Origin of the sequence: Nocardiopsis valliformis DSM 45023 (assembly GCF_000340985.1) — a bacterium.
In the GTDB taxonomy this organism is placed as follows: domain Bacteria; phylum Actinomycetota; class Actinomycetes; order Streptosporangiales; family Streptosporangiaceae; genus Nocardiopsis; species Nocardiopsis exhalans.
Map to the genome: position 1 here is coordinate 1 of NZ_ANAZ01000027.1, position 18514 is coordinate 18514.

General features: G+C 69.9%; 16 protein-coding genes. 8 read left to right on the forward strand and 8 right to left on the reverse strand.

What is annotated here, in order from left to right; translation table 11 throughout:
• Nucleotides 1-216: hypothetical protein (locus D457_RS36785; RefSeq protein ID WP_204367468.1), on the forward strand; the 216-nt coding region annotated here is incomplete at its 5' end.
• A 314-nt stretch (nt 217-530) separates the two neighbouring features.
• On the opposite strand, the gene pcrA is transcribed toward D457_RS36785, so the two are convergent.
• Entirely contained in the window at nt 531-2861 is a 2331-nt protein-coding gene (pcrA, locus tag D457_RS0122875) for a DNA helicase PcrA (RefSeq protein ID WP_017583005.1), read from the reverse strand.
• A 263-nt stretch (nt 2862-3124) separates the two neighbouring features.
• On the opposite strand from pcrA, the gene D457_RS0122880 reads away from it, so the two are divergent.
• On the forward strand, nt 3125-4054 hold the full coding sequence (locus tag D457_RS0122880) for a nucleoside hydrolase (protein WP_026116927.1): 930 nt from the start codon (nt 3125-3127) through the stop codon (nt 4052-4054).
• 95 nt (nt 4055-4149) lie between these two features.
• Here D457_RS0122880 and D457_RS0122885 read toward each other — a convergent pair whose 3' ends face one another.
• Complete coding sequence (locus tag D457_RS0122885; protein WP_017583007.1) at nt 4150-4821, reverse strand: response regulator; 672 nt, start codon at nt 4819-4821, stop codon at nt 4150-4152.
• Nucleotides 4822-4929: 108 nt separating this feature from the next.
• Complete coding sequence (locus D457_RS0122890) at nt 4930-6132, reverse strand: ATP-binding protein (protein ID WP_017583008.1); 1203 nt, start codon at nt 6130-6132, stop codon at nt 4930-4932.
• A gap of 228 nt (nt 6133-6360) precedes the next feature.
• Between D457_RS0122890 and D457_RS0122895 the strand changes: the two genes are divergently transcribed.
• Both D457_RS0122895 and D457_RS0122900 read left to right on the forward strand, forming a co-directional pair.
• Entirely contained in the window at nt 6361-8079 is a 1719-nt protein-coding gene (locus D457_RS0122895; RefSeq protein ID WP_083926834.1) for a PspC domain-containing protein, read from the forward strand.
• A complete protein-coding gene (locus D457_RS0122900; RefSeq protein WP_017583009.1) occupies nt 8060-8284 on the forward strand; it encodes a hypothetical protein in 225 nt (74 codons plus the stop codon). Before D457_RS0122895 ends, D457_RS0122900 begins: the two co-directional genes overlap by 20 nt.
• 157 nt (nt 8285-8441) lie before the next feature.
• Here D457_RS0122900 and rsmA read toward each other — a convergent pair whose 3' ends face one another.
• On the reverse strand, nt 8442-9350 hold the full coding sequence (gene rsmA / locus D457_RS0122905; protein WP_026116930.1) for a 16S rRNA (adenine(1518)-N(6)/adenine(1519)-N(6))-dimethyltransferase RsmA: 909 nt from the start codon (nt 9348-9350) through the stop codon (nt 8442-8444).
• A 74-nt stretch (nt 9351-9424) separates the two neighbouring features.
• A complete protein-coding gene (locus D457_RS0122910; RefSeq protein WP_051073004.1) occupies nt 9425-10612 on the reverse strand; it encodes a resuscitation-promoting factor in 1188 nt (395 codons plus the stop codon).
• A 398-nt stretch (nt 10613-11010) separates the two neighbouring features.
• On the opposite strand from D457_RS0122910, the gene D457_RS0122915 reads away from it, so the two are divergent.
• The 3 genes from D457_RS0122915 (at nt 11011) to D457_RS0122925 (ending at nt 15501) form a co-directional block, all read left to right on the forward strand.
• A complete protein-coding gene (locus D457_RS0122915) occupies nt 11011-12105 on the forward strand; it encodes a CaiB/BaiF CoA transferase family protein (RefSeq protein WP_017583012.1) in 1095 nt (364 codons plus the stop codon).
• Nucleotides 12106-12323: 218 nt separating this feature from the next.
• Nucleotides 12324-14534 (forward strand): hypothetical protein, encoded by a 2211-nt coding sequence (locus tag D457_RS0122920; protein WP_017583013.1) that lies wholly within the window; start codon nt 12324-12326, stop codon nt 14532-14534.
• Nucleotides 14535-15144: 610 nt separating this feature from the next.
• Nucleotides 15145-15501, forward strand: a complete 357-nt coding sequence (locus D457_RS0122925; protein WP_017583014.1) for an STAS domain-containing protein — start codon at nt 15145-15147, stop codon at nt 15499-15501.
• A gap of 133 nt (nt 15502-15634) precedes the next feature.
• On the opposite strand, the gene D457_RS0122930 is transcribed toward D457_RS0122925, so the two are convergent.
• Nucleotides 15635-16330, reverse strand: a complete 696-nt coding sequence (locus tag D457_RS0122930; RefSeq protein WP_017583015.1) for a M50 family metallopeptidase — start codon at nt 16328-16330, stop codon at nt 15635-15637.
• Nucleotides 16331-16642: 312 nt separating this feature from the next.
• Between D457_RS0122930 and D457_RS33175 the strand changes: the two genes are divergently transcribed.
• Nucleotides 16643-16885, forward strand: a complete 243-nt coding sequence (locus D457_RS33175; RefSeq protein WP_017583016.1) for a hypothetical protein — start codon at nt 16643-16645, stop codon at nt 16883-16885.
• A gap of 146 nt (nt 16886-17031) precedes the next feature.
• Here the strand turns inward: D457_RS33175 and D457_RS0122940 are convergent, their stop codons facing one another.
• Together D457_RS0122940 and D457_RS0122945 are read right to left on the reverse strand one after the other, a co-directional pair.
• Nucleotides 17032-17484 carry an SRPBCC family protein gene (locus D457_RS0122940; RefSeq protein ID WP_017583017.1) on the reverse strand — a complete coding sequence of 151 codons (453 nt, stop codon included), beginning with the start codon at nt 17482-17484 and terminating at the stop codon, nt 17032-17034.
• A 56-nt stretch (nt 17485-17540) separates the two neighbouring features.
• Nucleotides 17541-18485 (reverse strand): NUDIX hydrolase, encoded by a 945-nt coding sequence (locus D457_RS0122945; RefSeq protein ID WP_026116932.1) that lies wholly within the window; start codon nt 18483-18485, stop codon nt 17541-17543.
• Between the last annotated feature and the right edge of the window lie 29 nt (nt 18486-18514).

The following is an 18514-nucleotide window of genomic DNA, read 5'->3' on the forward strand; positions in this document are numbered from 1 at the left end:
GTTCTCAAGAAACAATCACTCTTCCCGTACAAGCGCCAGAACCAGCTAGTTCTGTCTGCTCTTCCGTGGAAGGCTTTTTTCTTCTGCTTCCCGGTCGCTTTCGCGTCCGTTCTGCTTCGTTGTGTCTTTACTTTATCAGGTGTTCCGCGCCCCGCCAAATCGGCGGTTTGTGTTAACCAGATCGGGGTAAAGCCCGTTGTGCTTTTCCCAGTCTAGCGTTTCCTCGGCGGTGTTTTTACCGCGTTGTTTTCGCTGGGCTGTTTGAAGCAACTCTCTGAGTTTACATGGCTCTAGAAGTGCTCGAACCGGTGTGTTTCGTCAGAGATGGACCGGCCCGCCCGCGGAAGAAACCGCGTTCGTCTCGCTCGGTCTTCCCCAACTCTACCCCTGAGCGGGAGTGCTCGTGACGGGTTCGGCGAAACTCGCCGGTGTCGTGGCTTACACGCCGCCGAGGATGCCCCGATCGCCCCCGTTTGCAACTGATCGTCCCTCGGTGGCGGGCCACAGCCCGCCACCGTGCGCCGCAGAAGCTAGAGCTTCTCGATCGGGGCGTACTTGACCAGGAAGTCCTTCTCACCGATGTCGGCGCCGAAGTCGATGCGGGCCTTGGTCTTGTCGCCGGCTCCGTCGACCAGCTGGACCCGGCCCATCCCGAAGGAGTCGTGGTTGACCAGGTCGCCGACGCTCAATGTGGGCGCTTCCTTCGCGGCCTTCTTCTTGCCGCTGCCGAAGGTGCTCCCGAAACCGCCGGGCCCGCCGCCGAAACCACCGCCGGAGCGACCGCCGATGGTCCGGCTGGGTGGAGCGGCGAGGGTCGACTCGGCGCGGCGCCAGTCGACGAGGTTCGACGGGATCTCGTCCAGGAACCGGGAGGCCGGGTTGTAGGAGGGGGTGCCCCAGGCGCTGCGGACCGCGGCGCGGCTGACGTACAGCCGTTCCTGGGCGCGGGTAATACCCACGTAGGCAAGGCGCCGCTCTTCCTCCAGCTCGGTCTTGTCCCCGAGGGTGCGGGTGTGCGGGAAGACCCCGTCCTCCATGCCGGTGAGGAAGACCGCCGGAAACTCCAGCCCCTTGGCCGCGTGCAGGGTCATCAGGGTGACCACCCCGCCCTCGTCGTCCTCGTCGGGGATCTGGTCGGTGTCGGCGACCAGGGCGATGCGCTCCAGGAAGTCGACCAGGGTCGGCTCCCCCGGGTCAATGCCCTGGTTTTCCTCGCCCTCCAGCAAGGACTCGTCCTCGATGAGCGCGGCGAAGGTGTGCTCGAACTCCCGGGCGACGTCGACGAACTCCTCGAGGTTCTCCACCCGGCTCTCGTCCTGGAGGTCCTTGGACTCGGCCAGTTCGGAGAGGTAACCGGTCTTGCTGAGCACCGCCTCGACGATCTCGGCCGGCATGCTGCCCGGCACGACCTCGGCGAGCTCGTCGAGGAGGGCGGTGAAGTTCTTGATCGCCTTCGCGGATCGGGTCGCCAGACCCGGGGCCTCGTCCACGCGGCGCAGGGCCTTCGAGAAGGAGACGCGTTCCCGGGCGGCGAGCAGCTCGATCGACTCCTCGGCGCGGGCACCGATGCCGCGTTTGGGCACGTTGAGGATGCGGCGCAGGCTCACCGTGTCCTCAGGGTTGGCCAGGACCCGCAGGTAGGCCAGGATGTCGCGGATCTCCTTGCGCTCGTAGAAGCGCACGCCGCCGACGATCTTGTACGGCAGCCCGGTCCGGATGAACACGTCCTCGAAGACACGGGACTGCGCGTTGGTCCGGTAGAACACCGCGACCTGGCTCGGCTTGACGATGCCCTGGTCCGCGAGCTTGTCGATCTCCCCGACCACGAACGCCGCTTCGTCGTGCTCGTTGTCGGCGACGTACCCCGTGATCATCGGGCCCTCGCCCTGTTCCGACCACAGGTTCTTGGCCGGGCGCCCCTCGTTGCGGTCGATGACCGTGTTCGCGGCAGCGAGGATGTTCTGGGTGGAGCGGTAGTTCTGCTCCAGAAGGATGGTGCGCGCGTTCGGGAAGTCGCGCTCGAACTCCAGGATGTTGCGGATCGTCGCGCCGCGGAAGGCGTAGATCGACTGGTCGGCGTCGCCCACCACGCAGAGTTCCGCGGGCGGGACCACGCTGGTGTCGGAGCCCTCCGCCACGCCGACGAGCTCGCGGACGAACACGTACTGGGCGTGGTTGGTGTCCTGGTACTCGTCGACCATCACGTGCCGGAAGCGGCGCCGGTAGTACTCGGCCACGTCCGGGAACATCTGGAACAGGTTGACCGTGATCATGATCAGGTCGTCGAAGTCCATGGCGCCCGCCTCGTGGAGACGGCGCTGGTACAGCTGGTAGGCCTCGGCGAGCTTCTTTTCCTGCTCGGTCTGGGCCTGCTCGGCGAAAGTGTCGTAGTCGACGAGCTCGTTCTTGAGGTTGGACACCTGGAAGCTGAAGGACTTGGGCGGGAACCGCTTGGGGTCCAGGTCCATCTCCTTGCAGACCAACTGCATGAGGCGTTGGGAGTCCGCGGCGTCGTAGATGGTGAAGCTGCTCGGGTAGCCGAGCCGGTGTGCCTCCCGGCGCAGGACGCGCACACACGCCGAGTGGAAGGTCATCGTCCACATGGTGTTGGCGGCGCGGCTGCCGAGGAGGGCCTCGATGCGCTCCTTCATCTCGGCCGCGGCCTTGTTGGTGAAGGTGATCGCGAGAATCTCCCCCGGGCGCACCCCGCGTTCGGCCATGAGATAGGCGATGCGGTGGGTGAGGACACGGGTCTTGCCCGAGCCCGCGCCCGCCACGATCAGGAGCGGCGCGCCGGCATGGGTGACGGCGTCGCGCTGGGGACCGTTCAGACCTTCGAGAAGCTGTTCTTGGGAGGACACGCCTACCAGGTTACGGCCGTGCGGTGACGGTCCCGTCCACCCGATCTCCTGCCTGCTGCTTCGCCCGTCCTCACCTTGTCGCCAGCCTGTCGCCAGCCGGTCATCGCGACGGCCGCCATGACTGTGGTCCGCTCAGCGGCGACGTTCGACGGCCACGTTCGGTGCCGTCGGCGGCTTACCCTGTTTTCATACCAGCTGAGAACTTTCACCTCGCTGGTCCGTGCCTTGTTCGGGGGAGATTGGTCTTGGCTGACCGGGAGTCCATGCGTGTGTTCGTCGACTGCGACCCGGGGATCGACGACGCCGTCGCGCTCGCCTATCTGGCCGCGCGGCCCGAGGTGGAGATCGTCGGGATCGGTGCGGTGTTCGGCAACAACGCGGTCGACGTGACCGCCCAGAACGCTCTGCGCCTGCTCGACCTGTACGGCCGTCCGGATGTTCCGGTCGCCGTGGGTGCCGCCCGTCCGCTGGTGCAGGAGCCGCGCCTGGCCGGGCACGTGCACGGGGGCAACGGTCTGGGCGACGTGAAACTGCCCGATCCCGCCCGGGTGCCGGTGGCGGAGTCCGCCGCCGAGCTGCTCGTGCGCCTGGTGCGGGCGAACCCGGGCCAGATCGACGTGCTGGCCGTCGGCCCGCTGACCAACCTGGCGCTGGCGCTGGGTCTGGAGCCGCGCCTGCCGGAACTGGTCCGGCGGCTCGTGGTGATGGGCGGCGCCGTCGAGGTGCCCGGGAACGTGTCCTCGCACGCCGAGGCCAACATCGCCAACGACCCGGAGGCCGCCGAGGCGGTGTTCGCGGCCGGGTTCGACCTGGACCTGATCGCGCTGGACATCACCATGAAGACGGTGGCCACCGGGGCCTGGTTGGACCGGCTCAAGGAGGTGCCCGGGGACCGCGCGCAGAACACGTCGGCGTTCCTGGACTTCTACGCCGAGTTCTACAAGGGCATCTTCGGTGTGCGCCAGTGCGCGATGCACGACCCGCTGGCGGCGGCCGTGCTGGTGGACCCGCACCTGGTGACCGGGGCGTTCGACGCGCCGATCCGGGTGGAACTGAACGGCGCGCTGACCCGCGGCATGACCGTCGCCGACCGGCGGCTGCGGCCAGGCGGGGACGAGCGCCGGGCCGCGCGGGTGATCACCGAGGTGAGTGAGGAAGAGTTCCTCGACCGTATGCTCGACGCCCTGCGCTGACCGGGCGCTGAGCGGGTTCACATACGAAACGGCCGCTCCCTGACGGGGGCGGCCGTTCGTGCTCGTGTTCCCCTGAAACTCAGGTCTCTTGAAACTCAGACCAGGCGGCGGGCGGTGGCCCAGCGGCTGAGTTCGTGGCGGTTGGACAGCTGGAGCTTGCGCAGTACCGAGGAGACGTGGGTCTCGACCGTCTTGACCGAGATGAACAGCTCCTTGGCCACCTCCTTGTACGCGTAGCCGCGGGCGATGTGCCGCAGGACCTCGCGTTCGCGCTGGGTGAGGCGGTCCAGCTCGGGGTCGACCGGGGGTGCGTCGGTGGCGGAGAAGGCGTCCAGTACGAAACCGGCCAGCCGCGGAGAGAACACGGCGTCACCGTCGGCGACCCGGACGATGGCGTTGGCGAGCTCCTTGCCGGAGATGGTCTTGGTGACGTAGCCGCGGGCGCCGCCGCGCACCACGCCGATGACGTCCTCGGCGGCGTCGGAGACCGACAGCGCGAGGAACCGGATCTGCGAGTGCTTGGCCAGGACCCGCCGGAGCACCTCCACTCCCCCGCCGCCGGGCAGGTGGACGTCGAGGAGCACGAGGTCGGGGAGGGTCTCTCCGATGACGTGCACCGCACTGTCGACGTCCCCGGCCTCACCGATGACGTTGACGGCGTCGCCGAGCTCTCCGCGCACCCCGCTGCGGAACAGTCGGTGGTCGTCCACGATCACGACGCGGGGTACCGCGCCTCCGTCACTGAATTTCGTGCTCTCGTCTCCCACACCTGGACCCTACCCAGGGAAGGCCCCCCGCGGGTAGCGGGACGCTGTCCACTTGCGGCTACTTGCGGCCACTTGCCGCTGCTGACTGCTGCTTACCGCCGCTCGCGGCTACATCTCGGCGATGCGCGGCATACGGAGCTGGACCTCGGTGCCCTCGCCCGGCTCGGTGCGGATGCGGGCCGAACCCCCGTGGCGTTCCATCCGGCCGACGATGGAGCCGCGCACGCCCATGCGGTCCTGCGGGATGTCGTCGAGGTCGAACCCGGCTCCCCGGTCGCGGACGAACACGAGGACCTCCTCCTCGTCCACCTCACCGAACACCGAGATGCTGTCGGTCCCGGCGTACTTGGAGGCGTTGACCATGGCCTCGCGGGCGGCGCGCAGCATCGCGCTGATGCCGTCGTCGATGGGGGCGTCACCGACGCACACCACCTCGATGGGCACGCCGTGTTCCTCCTCGACCTCGGCCGCCACGCGTTCCAGGCCCGGGGTGACGGTGGTCTCGGCGTCGGCCGGGCGCTGGTAGAGCCAGCTGCGCAGGGCGCGTTCCTGGACGCGGGCCAGGCGCTGGACCTCGCGCGGGTCGTCGGCGCGCCGCTGGATGAGGGTGAGGGTGTGCAGAACGGAGTCGTGGATGTGCGCGGCGAGTTCGGCGCGCTCGGCGTTGCGGATGCGTTCGCGGCGTTCGGAGTCGCGTTCGCGGATGAGCCCGATGATCCAGGGGGCGACGATCAGCGCGATCCCGCCGATGAGCGTGAACGCGAAGGTCAGCCCGGCGCGGGCCTCCTGGAGCTGTTGGTGGAAGGCGAGGAAGCCGAGGACGCCGACGACCACGAGCAGAATGCCCGCGACGGTGCGCATGATGCTCTTGGGGCGCGTGCGGCTGACGGTGCTGTTCATCCACTCGTTGCGTTCGGCCGGGTTGGCCTGCTGCCACAGGATGGTCGCCCCGAGCGCGCCGAAGATCACGAACCACAACAGCGGGTCGAAGACGCCGCCGAAGAGCAGGAAGAGGATGCCCAGCCCGGCGGCGAGGCCGATGTAGGCGATGAGCTGCGAGATGTCGCGGCCCTTGCGTCTGTTGTCCGCGGCGGGGTCGGACCTGCCCTCCTCCTCGGTCTCCTCCAGGGGGACGAGAAAGTACAGGGCCACGTAGACGGCCACCCCGATCCCGCCCACGGCCAGCGCCATGAACGCGAGCCGGACCACGACCGGTTCCAGGCCCAGGTGCCGGGCCAGCCCTGAGGCGACACCGCCGAGGAGCCTGCCGTCGACCGCGCGGGTGAGCCGCGGGGTCTCCACGGCTGTCATTGGCACCGCCCGATCACCGCTTTCGTGTGAGGCGCGACGGTTGCGGCCCGGCGCGCGCGTGGTTATGGACGGTTCCAGCATGCCCTGTGTGACCCTCGTGGGACATCGGGGACGCGTCCCTGGTCCTGCCCTGGTCTGCCGGTCAGGGTGGGTTCAGGGTCGTCCCGGATTCCCACGCGACGCATCAGCGGTCACGATGGTTCCATGAGGAAAGTGTGGTGAGCGTCCATGACCGGCAGTGAGACGCCGACTGGAGCATCCGAAGGGGACGGCCTCTTCGCGGACGGTTCCGGGGACGGTTCCGCAAGCGGGTCCGCGGACGGCTTCGCGGGCGAGTCCTCGGACAGCTTCTCGGGCGGTTCCGCGAGCGGCCCCTCAGGGGCTTCCGCGGGCAGCCCTTCGGCGGGGGCCGTTGGAGGGCCCGCCGAAGGTCCCGCGGCCATCGGTACCGAGCTGCGCCGCGACGACAGCCGCCAGGCCCTGGCCGGGGTGTGTGCCGGGCTGGGCGAGTACACGCGGATCGATCCCGTGGTGTGGCGCGCCGCGTTCGTGCTGACCGCCTTCGCGGGCGGCGCCGGCGTGCTGCTGTACATCGCCGCGTGGATGCTGATGCGCGATCCCCAGGGCGGTCCGGCGACCTTCGAACAGATGCTGAACCGGAGCATCCCGCCGCAGGCGGTCCTGAAGCTGCTGACCGTGGGCCTGGCCGGAGCGACGGCGTTCAGCCTCGTGGGCGGGTTCGGTTGGGGGACGCTGGTCCTGGCCATACCGCTGGCCCTGGGGCTGCTGACCGCCCGGGGTCGCGGGGTGGACCTGCGGGCCTCGTTGCTGGCGCTGCGGTCGGACCTGGCCACGCACGAACCCCCGCCCACCGGCCCGGTGCCGCAGCCGGTGCCCGCCTACTACAACCCGGCCCAGCCGTGGGCCTCGTCGCCCAAGGGTCCGGTGGACCTGGCGGTGGTGTCGGAGCGCACGTCACTGGGGCCGGACAACGACCTCGACGAGGACGAAGAAGAGGACGACGAGGAAGAGGACGACGACCACGGGAAGTACGGGCGCCACGGGGACCACCGGGGCGACCACGACTGCCGTGGCCGCGGGGGCGCCCCTGGCGGTCACAAGCCCCGGCGGGCGGCGCTGGCCTCCCACGCGCTGTGGACCGTGGTGATCATGGCGGTGGTGTGGGCGGTGACCGCTCCCCGCCTCGGCGCTCCGTTCTCGGAGGTATCGACCACGAACCTGCTGTTCGGCCCGGTGTACGGCGTCTTCTTCTTCGCCGCGGCAGTCGGGGTGGTCGGTCTCTACTCGCTGATCGGTACCTGGGCGGGCAACCCGCGCGGGCTGATGTTCTTGGGCACTCTGGCCGTGCTGGCCGCGGTCCTGGTGTCCTCGACCGACGTCACCAAACTGCGGATCGGTGAGGACCGGTGGGTGCCCGCCTCGGCAGCCGAGGCCGAGTCCGACGACATGTGGTTGAACGTGGGCACGGCCAGGCTGGACCTGACCGAGCTGGCCGCCGAGCTCGAACCGGGGCAGAGCGTGGACGTCACGGCCCGGGTGGACTGGGGCGACGTGAACCTGGTGCTCCCGGAGGGCGTACGCGTCAACCTGGTCTCGCGGGTCGGGGCCGGTTCCGTGGAGGACCCGGACACCGGTGAGAACATCCGGTCCGGCATGTTCTTCACCTACGAGTCGACCTTCGGACCGGTCGGTCCCCTGGAGCCCGTCGAGGACGCCGAGGGCCGCGGGGAGACCGAGGGTCGCGGGGACACCGCGAACGGTGAGGCGGGCGAGAACTCCGGGGAAACGGATGGAGACGAGGGAACGCAGGAGCCCGCTGAGGGGGCTGACGACGGATCAGGCCAGGACGAGGTGCCCGTGATCAACGTGCACACCAGTACCAAGGCCGGGAAAGTGGGGGTTCAGTATGACCAAGCGGGGAACTGACTGGGGTTCGCTGGTCGCGGGACTGCTGTTTCTCGGACTGGCGGTCGCGTTCGTGGTCCAGGGCAGCGGTTCATGGGAGCTCAACGTGATGTGGCTGCTACCAGCGCTCGCTGTGGGTCTGGGCGTGGCAGCGCTGGCCAGGGCGCTGTTCCGGTCCCGGCCCCGGGAGAGCGGGGAGCTCCCCCCTCCGGCGGATCAGGGCTGACCACCGACCCGTCGCACAGTCCGACGACCCGTCCGGCGCCCGCCCGTCGACTCATCCGGCACTCGGACAGCACAGGCAAGAAAGAAGGGGCGCGCTCCGCTGAGCTCGACTGCTCAACGGAGGGCGCCCCTTCCCGTTGCCTGCTGCCTCTTGCCCGCTACCTGCTGCTTGCCTGACCCGCCTGCTCCGGGCGGTTCTCGGCGATCGCGACGAACCCCTCGATACCCAGGGACTCGCCCCGCGCCTTCGGGTCCACCCCGGCCGCGCGCAGGGCTTCCTCCGCCGCGGGGGCCGATCCCGCCCAGCCGGACAGAGCGGCGCGCAGGGTCTTGCGGCGCTGGGCGAAGGCGGCGTCGATCACCTTGAAGACCTCCGCGCGCGGGGCCTTGGTGCTCGGTGTGGGACGGCGAATGAGCTCCACCAGCCCGGAGTCGACGTTGGGCGCGGGCCAGAAGACGTTCCGGCCGACCGCACCGGCCCGGCGCGCGTGGGCGTACCAGGCGACTTTGGCCGAGGGCACCCCGTAGATCCGTCCGCCGGGGGTGGCGGTGATCCGGTCGGCGACCTCGGACTGCACCATGACCAGGACCCGCTCCAGGCTGGGCAGAAGTTCCAGCAGGTGCAGCAGGACGGGCACGGAGACGTTGTAGGGCAGGTTGGCCACGAGCGCGGTGGGCGCAGGGCCGGGTACCTCGGTGATGCGCATGGCGTCGCCGGGGACCACGGTGAGCCGGTCCGCGAGGTCGGGAGCGTGGTCGGTGACGGTGCCGGGCAGAGCCTCGGCCAGCGCCGGGTCGATCTCAATGGCGGTGACCTGGCGCACGTGCGGGAGCAGGGCCAGGGTGAGCGAGCCGAGCCCGGGTCCCACCTCGACGACCACGTCGTCGGCGCCCACGCCCGCCACGCGGACGATGCGGCGGACGGTGCCGTGGTCGATGACGAAGTTCTGGCCCAGGGTCTTGGTGGGCCGGATACCGAACCGCTCGGCGAGCGCCCGCACGTCGGCGGGGCTGAGCAGGCGGGAACGGTCGGCGGGGTCGGGTTCGGGTGTCTGTGTCACCCACACATCTTGCCAGCCGCCGCCCACCTGCTCAGCCACCTCACCGCACTCGCCGCGCACACCTCACGTCCCGGCCGGACTCAGTCGAAGAGGTGGACCCCGCAGTGCGGCCACTGGCTCTGCCAGTCCCCGCCCACGGTGTCGTAGAGCTGCTGGGCGCGCTGGGTCTGTTCGGCCGGGCCGGCCTCGGAGGGCAGGCCGCTGCCGCCCACGGACGCCCAGGTGCTGGTGCTGAACTGGTAGAGGCCGTAGTACCCGCCCGCGGAGTTCACGGCGGTGGGGTTGCCGCCCGACTCGCACTCCGCGAGCCCGGCCCAGTTGAGGCCGCCCGCCTCACCACCGCCCTGGGGCGGGCTGGAGGTGTCGTCCTCCTCGACCTTGGTGCCGACCTCCACCAGGCCCTCGACCGGCTCGGTGACGATCTCCTCGGACAGCTCGTGCTCGACCTCCTCACCGTGGCGCAGGACCAGGAGCGTGGTGATCTCCTTGAGCCCGTCCTCGGGTTCGGTGATGACCTCGGTCTCGCCCTCGGGGAGGTCGGGGTTCTCGCGTTCCACGGTCTCGGCCTCGATGACGACCTCCTCCGTCTCGGGTTCGCCGAGGGCGGGTGTCACCCGCACCACCATGTCGGATTCGGCGGGGGTGTCGGGGGCGGGGGTGACGATGTCGTGCTCCCCGGTCTCGACACCGGCCGATTCAAGGACGGCTGAGACGGTCCCGCCGGTGGTGCGCGTCTCGGAGCGGACGGTGTCGTACATGACGATCATGCGCGGCGCGCGTTCGGCGCTGACGGTGAGGCCGTCCTCGGGGACGGGGGTGTCGTGCTCCTGGGAGAGTTCGACGCCCGCCGGATCGAGGCCGATCTGGTGGAGGGCCTCACCGAGGGTGGCGGCGTGCACCCGGTGGGCGTGTGCGTGGCCGTCGAGGTCGACGGTCAGTTCCCGCGGGGAGCGGACCACGACGTGGTCCCCACCGCTGACGGTGGTGTCCGTGGAGGGCGCGACCACGTCGTGTTCGCCGAGCTCGATCCCGGCGGAGTCGAGGACGTCCTGGACCGTGCCGCCGAAGGTGCGGACCATGGCCTCTTCACCGTTGGCGTCCAGACTGACGGTCTTCTCCATGGCCAGGGCGGTGCCGGTACCCGCGATGGCCAGGGTCCCGGCGACGACGGCGGCCAGCACGGGGACGGGGAAAGGCAGGGCGCCGCGGGAGCGTCGGCGCCCTTTGGACCGGCGTCCGCTCCCGTTCTTCCCGGGTTTTCTGGGCATGGCTTGGACACCCTTCTGGGGATGGTTGGCACGAATTCCAGGGGTCGCACCCGATTCGGGGCGGATCGCCTCGACCCCTGGATGTTCCCTGGATGTCCTCACTGCTCAGCCCTGGCATCGAAATTCCTGGCGCGTGTGGGGCGCGCGAGCGGGAGGGCCACGCCATGAAAAGGCTTTTCGGCAGCTGGACAGGGTCACATTAACATCACCTGAGAGTGGGGTTTTGACATTGACCGAAAACCATTCCACCACCAAATACCCCAAGGCGGTCCTTTTCTTCTTCGCGTCGCCACCCGGACCACCCCGCAGAGCGGCCTGGCGCCCGCGGGGCATACCCTGCACAATGAACCGAACGTCGTTCTAGTCAGTCAGCACGCCAGTCGAACCCCGGAGGCACCATGGGACCCCTCAACGGAATCCGCGTCGTCGAGTTCACCGGGATCGGCCCGGCGCCGATGACCGCGATGCTCCTCGCCGACATGGGCGCCGACGTCATCCGGATCGACCGCCCCCAGGCAGCCGACGCCATGAACGCGGGCTCCAGCGGCCCGCACATGAGCGAGGGTCGCACCGTGGTCGGCGCCGACCTCAAGTCCGAGGAAGGGCTGGCCTTGGCCCGCGAACTGGTCGCCAAGGCCGACGTCCTCCTGGAGGGATTCCGCCCCGGGGTCATGGAACGGCGCGGGCTGGGCCCGGACGAGTGCCTGGAGCTCAACCCCGGCCTGGTGTACGCGCGGGTCACCGGCTGGGGCCAGGACGGTCCGCTGGCCCACACTGCCGGGCACGACATGAACTACGTGTCCGTGAACGGGGCCCTGCACGCGATCGGCCGCGCGGGCGGTCCCCCCGTCCCCCCGATCAACCTCCTCGGAGACTTCGCGGGCGGCACGATGTTCATGGTCACCGGCATCCTCGCCGCGCTGCTGGAGCGGCAGAGTTCCGGGCGCGGCCAAGTGGTGGACGCGGCGATGGTCGACGGCAGCGCCCTGCTGATGTCGATGGTGCACGAGGACCGGGCACGCGGTTCATGGAGCGACGAGCGCGGCACCAACTACCTGGATACCGGGGCTCCCTGGTACGACGTCTACGAGTGCGCCGACGGCCGCCACCTGTCCGTGGGCTGCATCGAACCGCAGTTCTACGCGGAGTTCCTGGAGCGCACCGGACTGGCCGGGGAGGAGCTGCCCGGGCAGTGGGACCCGGCGGGGTGGCCGCGGCTGCGCGAGCGCTTCGCCGAGGTGCTGCGCACACGTACCCGCGACGAGTGGGGCGCGGTGTTCGAGGGCTCCGATGCCTGTGTCATGCCGATCCTGTCCCTGGACGAGGCGCCCGACCACCCGCACGTGCGGGCGCGGGGTTCGCTGGTGCGTGAGGGCGAGCGGGTCGTGTCCGGGCCGGCGCCGCGGTTCAGCCGTACCCCCGGCGGGGTCACCAGGGGCCGCCCCCTGCCCGACGCCGACGAGACCCTCAAGGAGTGGGGCGTCACCCGCTGACGCTCCGACCCTGAACCCCTTTCGCCCCTACCGCCCGGAATCGCCGTTTCCCCCGCTCAGAGCCGCTTGGTCACTAGTGTGGTCGGCCAGTGACAGTGAGGTGATCGCGCGATCGGGGGACCGCCATGGCACCGGGTCAAGGACTCGGCGTGCACTCGGAGAGGCATTCAGGCCGGCGTTGGGGAGGGCGCCTTGGCGGGCGGCTGTGCGCGCTGCTGATGGCAGTGCTGTTCCTGATGTGTACGGCCCCCGCCGTGGCGGGGGCCGCAAGCGCCTCCGGTCACGACCCCGACATCACCGACCCGCGCACCGGACCCGTCGTCCTGGTGGGCGTGCCCGGACTGCTGTGGGAGGACGTCACCCCCGAGCACACGCCCACCCTGTGGGACCTGGCCGGTACCGGAGCGATCGGCAACGTGTCCATCCGCACCGCCACCTCCCGGACCTGTCCCACGGACGGCTGGCTCTCGGTCTCGGCGGGCCAGCGCGCGCTGTCCGACCGGGAGCGCTTCACCGTGTGCGAGCCTGCCCCGGAGCCGGTGCGCGACGGTTCGGGCGCGACCGTGCCCGAGTACCGCTCCTTCGCCGAGCGCAACGCCGAGTCGGCCTTCGCCGCTCCGGTCGGGCTGCTCGGTCAGACCGTGCGCGACCGGGGCGGGCTCACCCTGGCCGCGGGTCCGGGGGCGGCCCTGGGCGCCGCCGACGAGTCGGGACGGGTCGACCACTACGTCGACTCGGCGCGCGACCTCACCCAGGACCGGATTCGAGGCGTGTCCCTGGCGGTGGTGGAGCTGCCCGAACTCACCCGCCTTTACCCCGAACCCCCGTCGGTCGAACCCGAGGGCGCCGAGGAGGCGCCGGAGCCGGACCCGGGGGAGGTGCCGGAGCAGGTGCGCGAGGAGACCCTGGAGACACTCGACTCCCGGCTGTCCGCGCTGACCGCGGTCCTGCCCGCCGGTTCGACCCTGATGGTGGTCGGGGTGTCCATGGACACCGGACCCTCGCAGCTGACGGTGGCGCTGACCGGCGAGATGACCGACCGTGGACTGGTCGGCCCCGCCGCGTACCTGGCTTCGGAATCGACCCGGCGCCCCGGCCTGGTGGCGCTGACCGACACCACCGTGACCGCCCTGACCGCCCTGGGAATGCGCCCCGCCGAACCCACCGGCGGGCGGGTCTGGCAACTGACCGACCGCCCCGAACCCGCCGAGGAGGCAGTGGGCCGCCTGGTGGACTTCAACACCGCGGCCGTGGTGGTGGGCGCCGCCATCCCCGGGTTCTTCAGCGGGCTGGTCGCCCTCCAGCTGCTCATCTACGCGGCGGCCGCCTACGCGCTGCACCGGTACTCCGGTGGTCAGCGCGGCAAACGCGCGCTGGTGCTATCGGTCACCAGGATCGTGGCGCTGGCAGGCGCGGCCTTCCCAGTGGCGAGCTACCTAGCCAACCTCATCCCGTGGTGGGCGGCCGACACTCCGCAGCTGGCTCTACTGGCGTCGGTCCTGGCCGTGGACGCCCTGGTGGTGGCCCTTGCCGTGGCAGGGCCGTGGCGCCGGACGGTTCTGGGCCCCATGACAGTGGTGGCGGGCGCGACCACGCTCGTGCTCTTCCTCGACCTCTGCTTCGGCGCGCACCTGCAGATGAACTCGCCCACGGGCTACTCGCCGATCGTGGCCGGCCGGTTCTACGGGATCGGCAACATCGCCTTCGCGACCTTCGCAACCGGCATGCTCATGGCGGTGGCGGGCATCGCCCACGTGCTGATCTCGCGGGGCCGTCAGCGCGCCGCGGTGGTCACGACACTGGTGATCGGTACGGCCTCGGTACTGATCGTCGGCTGGCCGGGGCTGGGGACCGACTTCGGCGGGGTGATCGCGCTGATCCCCGGGCTGGCGGTGACCACGATGATGATCGCGGGCGTGCGGGTCACCGCGGTGCGGCTGGCCGCGGTGGGCGCGGTCGCGGTCACGGCGATCTCGCTGCTGGCCTGGATGGACTACCTCCGGCCGGTGGAGGACCGCAGCCACTTCGGCGCGTTCGCCGAGCAGGTGGTGAACGGGGAGGCCGGGACGGTGCTGGCCCGCAAGCTCGGCGCGATGTTGGGCACGCTGGGCAACTGGCAGCTCACCCTGCTGGCCGCTGTGGCCCTGCTGTTCCTCTTCGCTGTCCTCAACCGGCCAGGAAAATGGCGGATCGGGGCGCTCCAGCAGGCCTTCGAGTGTGCTCCGACACTCCGAGCGGGGCTGACCGGCTCCCTGGTGACGGCGCTGGTGGGTTTCGCGGCCAACGACTCGGGCGTGGCAATCCCCGCCCTGGCGCTGACCGTGGCGGTGCCGCTCACCCTCTCCGCCTGCGTCTGGGCACTTCAGCAGCGGGAACAGGAGCCGCAAGGGGTGAACCGCGAGGAGCCCGAGTGCGTCCAAAGGACATGACTCATACACCAGAAACCTCGCGAAGAGCAAAGCGCACGGGCACGACCCGGCGTCTCTCACGTCACGAATCGGCCACGGCGCTATGGTAAAGTCCGAGGCTGAACTACCCCGGTGACACAGATCCCAGCGCCCTGACAGAGCGCACGGGAGTCGGGAACGCCAGGGGATCACCGGCCCAGCCACCGTTCCCCGCCGATACCCACCGGGGAATGACCGCCACCGCAGGCGGGTTCTTACGAGCACAGGGCCGGACACGGCCACCGGACTCCGGCGAACCAGCCGGGCCGGGGCCACAGAAGGAACCAGCTCCGAGCCCTCGAGCGCACGTCGCACGGACGCACGTCACACCGATGACACGCACAGCACCAGGAACTTTGGGCCCCGACCCAGGCGTTCCAAGGGTGCCGTGCTTTTCCGAGCAAACCAGGCGAGAAAGGCGTTTCCTCCCCCGGTTCCCAGCCCGGGGTACCACGCAAGGAACTTGATGAACCATCAGTTTGGCTCACGCGGTAACGCAACCAGCGCACCGGTCACCACGCGCCCCCGGTGGGGCGACGTGCGGCCTGCCTCGCCGACCCTTCGGGCACGGCCCGAGTACGCCGGAGTCGCAATGCCCGACCTGACCATTTCCTCCACCCTCCACGAGTCCGGACGCGTCCTGGCCCTGGACGGGGAGATCGACATGGCCACCGAGGGCCGCTTTCAGGAAGCGGTCACGGAGGCGTTGACCACGCAGCCCTTCGGCCGCGTCGTGCTGGACTGCTCCGACCTGCGGTTCATCGACTCCAGCGGGCTGCGCGTGCTCATCCGCGCGCACAAGACCGCCAAGGAGCAGCAGGCCCTTCTGGTGATCGCCGCTCCGGTGCCGCGGGTCATGCAGACCCTGCGCGTGACCTCGCTGGACACCCGCATCCCGGTGTTCGCCTCGGTCGCCCAGGCGCTCGCCGCCCCGCAGACCGCCAGCTAGAGCGTGTTCGGCGAACACTTGCCCTAGGCCTGTCCCGCGGAGCACTCCGCACGCGCCCATCCGAGGCGCATACCCGTCCGAGGTACACGAAAGGCCCCGCGTCGCAACGCGGGGCCCCTTGTCATGTCCGGGGTCAGAAGAACAGCAGCCACACGCCCAGCCCGGTGACGGCCGCGTTCACCAGCAGGAACACCATCACCCAGAAGGTGCCCGGCAGGCCGGTGAGGCGTGCCATCTGGTCCGCGTCCGACTGCGGGGAGGGGTTGCGCATGCGCTGCGACTGAAGTTCCAGGACCGGCCGCACCCCGGCGAAGAGCAGGAACCAGATGAACAAGTAGGCGAACGCCGCCTGGACCTCGTGCGGGGTGAACCAGCTGACACCGAAAACCACCGCGCCGGTGAGCACGATCGACAGCACGCCGTAGAAGTTGCGGATCATGACCAGCATGGCGGCGAGGAAGACAATGCTCAGCCACAGCAGCGCGGTGATGCGGCCCGACATCAGCATGAGAATGCCCAGCAGGCCGACCACGCTCGGGGCGATGTAGCCGGCGAAGACCGTGAGGATCATGCCGATACCCGTGGGCTTGCCGCGGGAGACCGTCACCCCGGAGGTGTCCGAGTGCAGCCGGATACCGGTCAGCTGGCGCCCGCTCAACAGGGCCAGCAGCGCGTGCCCTCCCTCGTGGACGATGGTGACGACGTTGCGCGCCACCCGCCAGGGCGGACCCAGCAACACGGTCGCCAGGGCCACCACCGCCGTCGTGACGATGATCCACTGCTCCGGGTCGGGCTGGACGGACAGCACGTCCTGCCACACGTCACCCAAGCTCGTTCCCACCACTACTGGACTCCCGACTTCCCGCTTCGACCGGCACCACGTTCAGTACTTTCGACGGACCGGACCAGCCGGCACCGCTTCGGGCCGGTTCAGCCGACACCGCGGCGGCCGGGAGGCGCGGAGAACGCGGGCCCTTGCCGAACTTTAGGGCATTTGGGCGGGTGCCGTGTCTGACGGTTGAGCTGCGGCTGAACCGAAAAGTCCGTGGCTTTGGGCTCCGATGGACTGGCCAAACGAGCGAAGCCGACCTACAGTCACCACTGTTAGTAATTTTCTCGCTACTCAAAGCAAGGATTTCGTGTGAAGCGCTTCGTTGCTCTCGCCCTCATGACCGCCGCCACCGGCGCCGCCGTCGCCATGGCCGCCTCCCCCGCCGCCGCGGGGCACAAGGGCTATGACGGCTATGACGGCTACTACGACCTCCAGCGCACGGTGGTCGAGCAGGGCCACGGCTACGGCTACTGGTCGGACAAGGACGACAAGGGCAAGCACTGGCACAAGGGCCACAAGGACAAGGGCAAGGACTACGGCTACTACTACTAGCCGTCGGCCTCTGGCCGCTGACCACTGTCTCCCGGTCCTGACCTCCTCGGTCGGCCGAACGCCCTGGGCCCCGGTCACGCGACCGGGGCCCAGGTGTGTTCGGGAAGGAAGGGCAGACCTGCACGGCCGACAGGTCTCCGCGACCGTCAGGCCTGCGCGGCCTCCTCGGCCTCCGCCAGCTCCTTGAGGCGTTCCAGCGTCCGCTCGATGCCGCGGGCGTTGCGTGCCGGAGCCCCGCTCAAGATGTAGAAGCCCACCTGCCCCCGCGAGTAGTCGAAGGTCTCGGTGACCAGGGTCCCGCCCTCCGGCAGCTCCTCGAACTCGTAGCGCCAGCGGTGCGACCCCACGTGCTTCCACGCGATGAGCTGGCCCTCCTCGAACTCCACCACCCGGTTGGTCATCCGGTAAGGGAGCCCGAGCATCTTCATGTCCATCCCGAACTCGGAGTCCAGCTCCAGCCGTTCCGGACCGAAGAGCGCGCTCTGGACCGTGCCCGACCCGTCGATCTCGGGGTGCCGGGACGGTGCTGCGACGAGGTCGAAGATCCTCTTGGCCGGGGCGTCGACGACGACGCTCCGAGCCACCATGTGTTTGGCCATGACCGCATCATGTCACCGCTCGGGAGCACTCCCCTACCCGGCCCGACAGACGCGGTTCACTCCCGCACCCCGTGTCGCTCCACCCCTGCCAGTTTCCCGTCCTGGGACACGTGTACGACCCAGAAGGAACCCTTGCGCAGGGCGCGCTGCTGGGACAGCGGGGCGCCCAGGCTGGTGAGCGCCTCGGTCATCAGATGCGGGATCAACTCCCCGTGGGTGCACACCACGGCGGGCCGCCCCTCGGCCAGGATCCGCGCGAAGGCCTCCCGGGCCTCCTCCACCTCGTAGCCCTTGCCCTCGCGCCCCACGGTGAAGGCGCGTTCGGTGCGCATCGGGGCGTCGCACTCCACGGTGTAGGGCAGCAGGGACTCCGTGCAGCGCGCCGCGGCCGAGGACACCGCGCCGGGGCTCCCGTAGGCCGCTAGGACCCGCGGCAGCGCCAGCGCGTCGGAGCGGCCCGAGGCATCGAGCGGGCGGAGCAGGTCGTTGTCGTTCCAGGCCCGCTTCTCCCCCGCGGACAGGTGCCGCAGCAGGATGACCGGGAAGGTCCGTGCGGGACCGGCCCGGAAGTTGTCGAGGACCTGGACGTCGTGGTCGTAGGTCAGGCGGGTGCGGGCCTCCTCCACGGAGACCCACTCGACCACGTCCACCTCCTCGTTGGGTTCGTAGTCGATCTCCCCACCCGGCTGGGCCGGGGTGGCCGCCCACCACTCCACCTGTTTGGGCCAACCGTCCTTCAGGTAGCGCTGCGGCGGGAGTCGGCGCCCCATCACGGGGGTCACGCCGGTCTCCTCCTCAACCTCGCGGACGGCGCCGATGATGGGGTGCTCGCCGTTCTTGAGCTTGCCCTTGGGCAGGGTCCAGTCGCCCCGGTCCGGGCGGCGGATGAGGACGACCTCCCGGCCCCGCCCGGCGTCGCGCCAGAGCACCGCCCCGCCTGCCCGGATCGGCTCCAGGTACCCGCCCACCGCGGTGTCCCGCGGCGGGAAGGCACTGGTCACACGGATATCCGCGCTCTCCGTGCCGGTGG

What these genes read in the sequence shown, in the direction of transcription:
- D457_RS0122880 (WP_026116927.1), top strand. Translation starts at nt 3,125, where the DNA reads ATGCGTGTGTTCGTCGACTGCGACCCGGGGATCGACGACGCCGTCGCG.
- D457_RS0122890 (WP_017583008.1), bottom strand. Translation starts at nt 6,132, where the DNA reads ATGACAGCCGTGGAGACCCCGCGGCTCACCCGCGCGGTCGACGGCAGG.
- D457_RS0122895 (WP_083926834.1), top strand. Translation starts at nt 6,361, where the DNA reads ATGACCGGCAGTGAGACGCCGACTGGAGCATCCGAAGGGGACGGCCTC.
- D457_RS0122900 (WP_017583009.1), top strand. Translation starts at nt 8,060, where the DNA reads ATGACCAAGCGGGGAACTGACTGGGGTTCGCTGGTCGCGGGACTGCTG.
- D457_RS0122910 (WP_051073004.1), bottom strand. Translation starts at nt 10,612, where the DNA reads ATGCCCAGAAAACCCGGGAAGAACGGGAGCGGACGCCGGTCCAAAGGG.
- D457_RS0122915 (WP_017583012.1), top strand. Translation starts at nt 11,011, where the DNA reads ATGGGACCCCTCAACGGAATCCGCGTCGTCGAGTTCACCGGGATCGGC.
- D457_RS0122920 (WP_017583013.1), top strand. Translation starts at nt 12,324, where the DNA reads ATGGCAGTGCTGTTCCTGATGTGTACGGCCCCCGCCGTGGCGGGGGCC.
- D457_RS0122925 (WP_017583014.1), top strand. Translation starts at nt 15,145, where the DNA reads ATGCCCGACCTGACCATTTCCTCCACCCTCCACGAGTCCGGACGCGTC.
- D457_RS0122940 (WP_017583017.1), bottom strand. Translation starts at nt 17,484, where the DNA reads ATGGCCAAACACATGGTGGCTCGGAGCGTCGTCGTCGACGCCCCGGCC.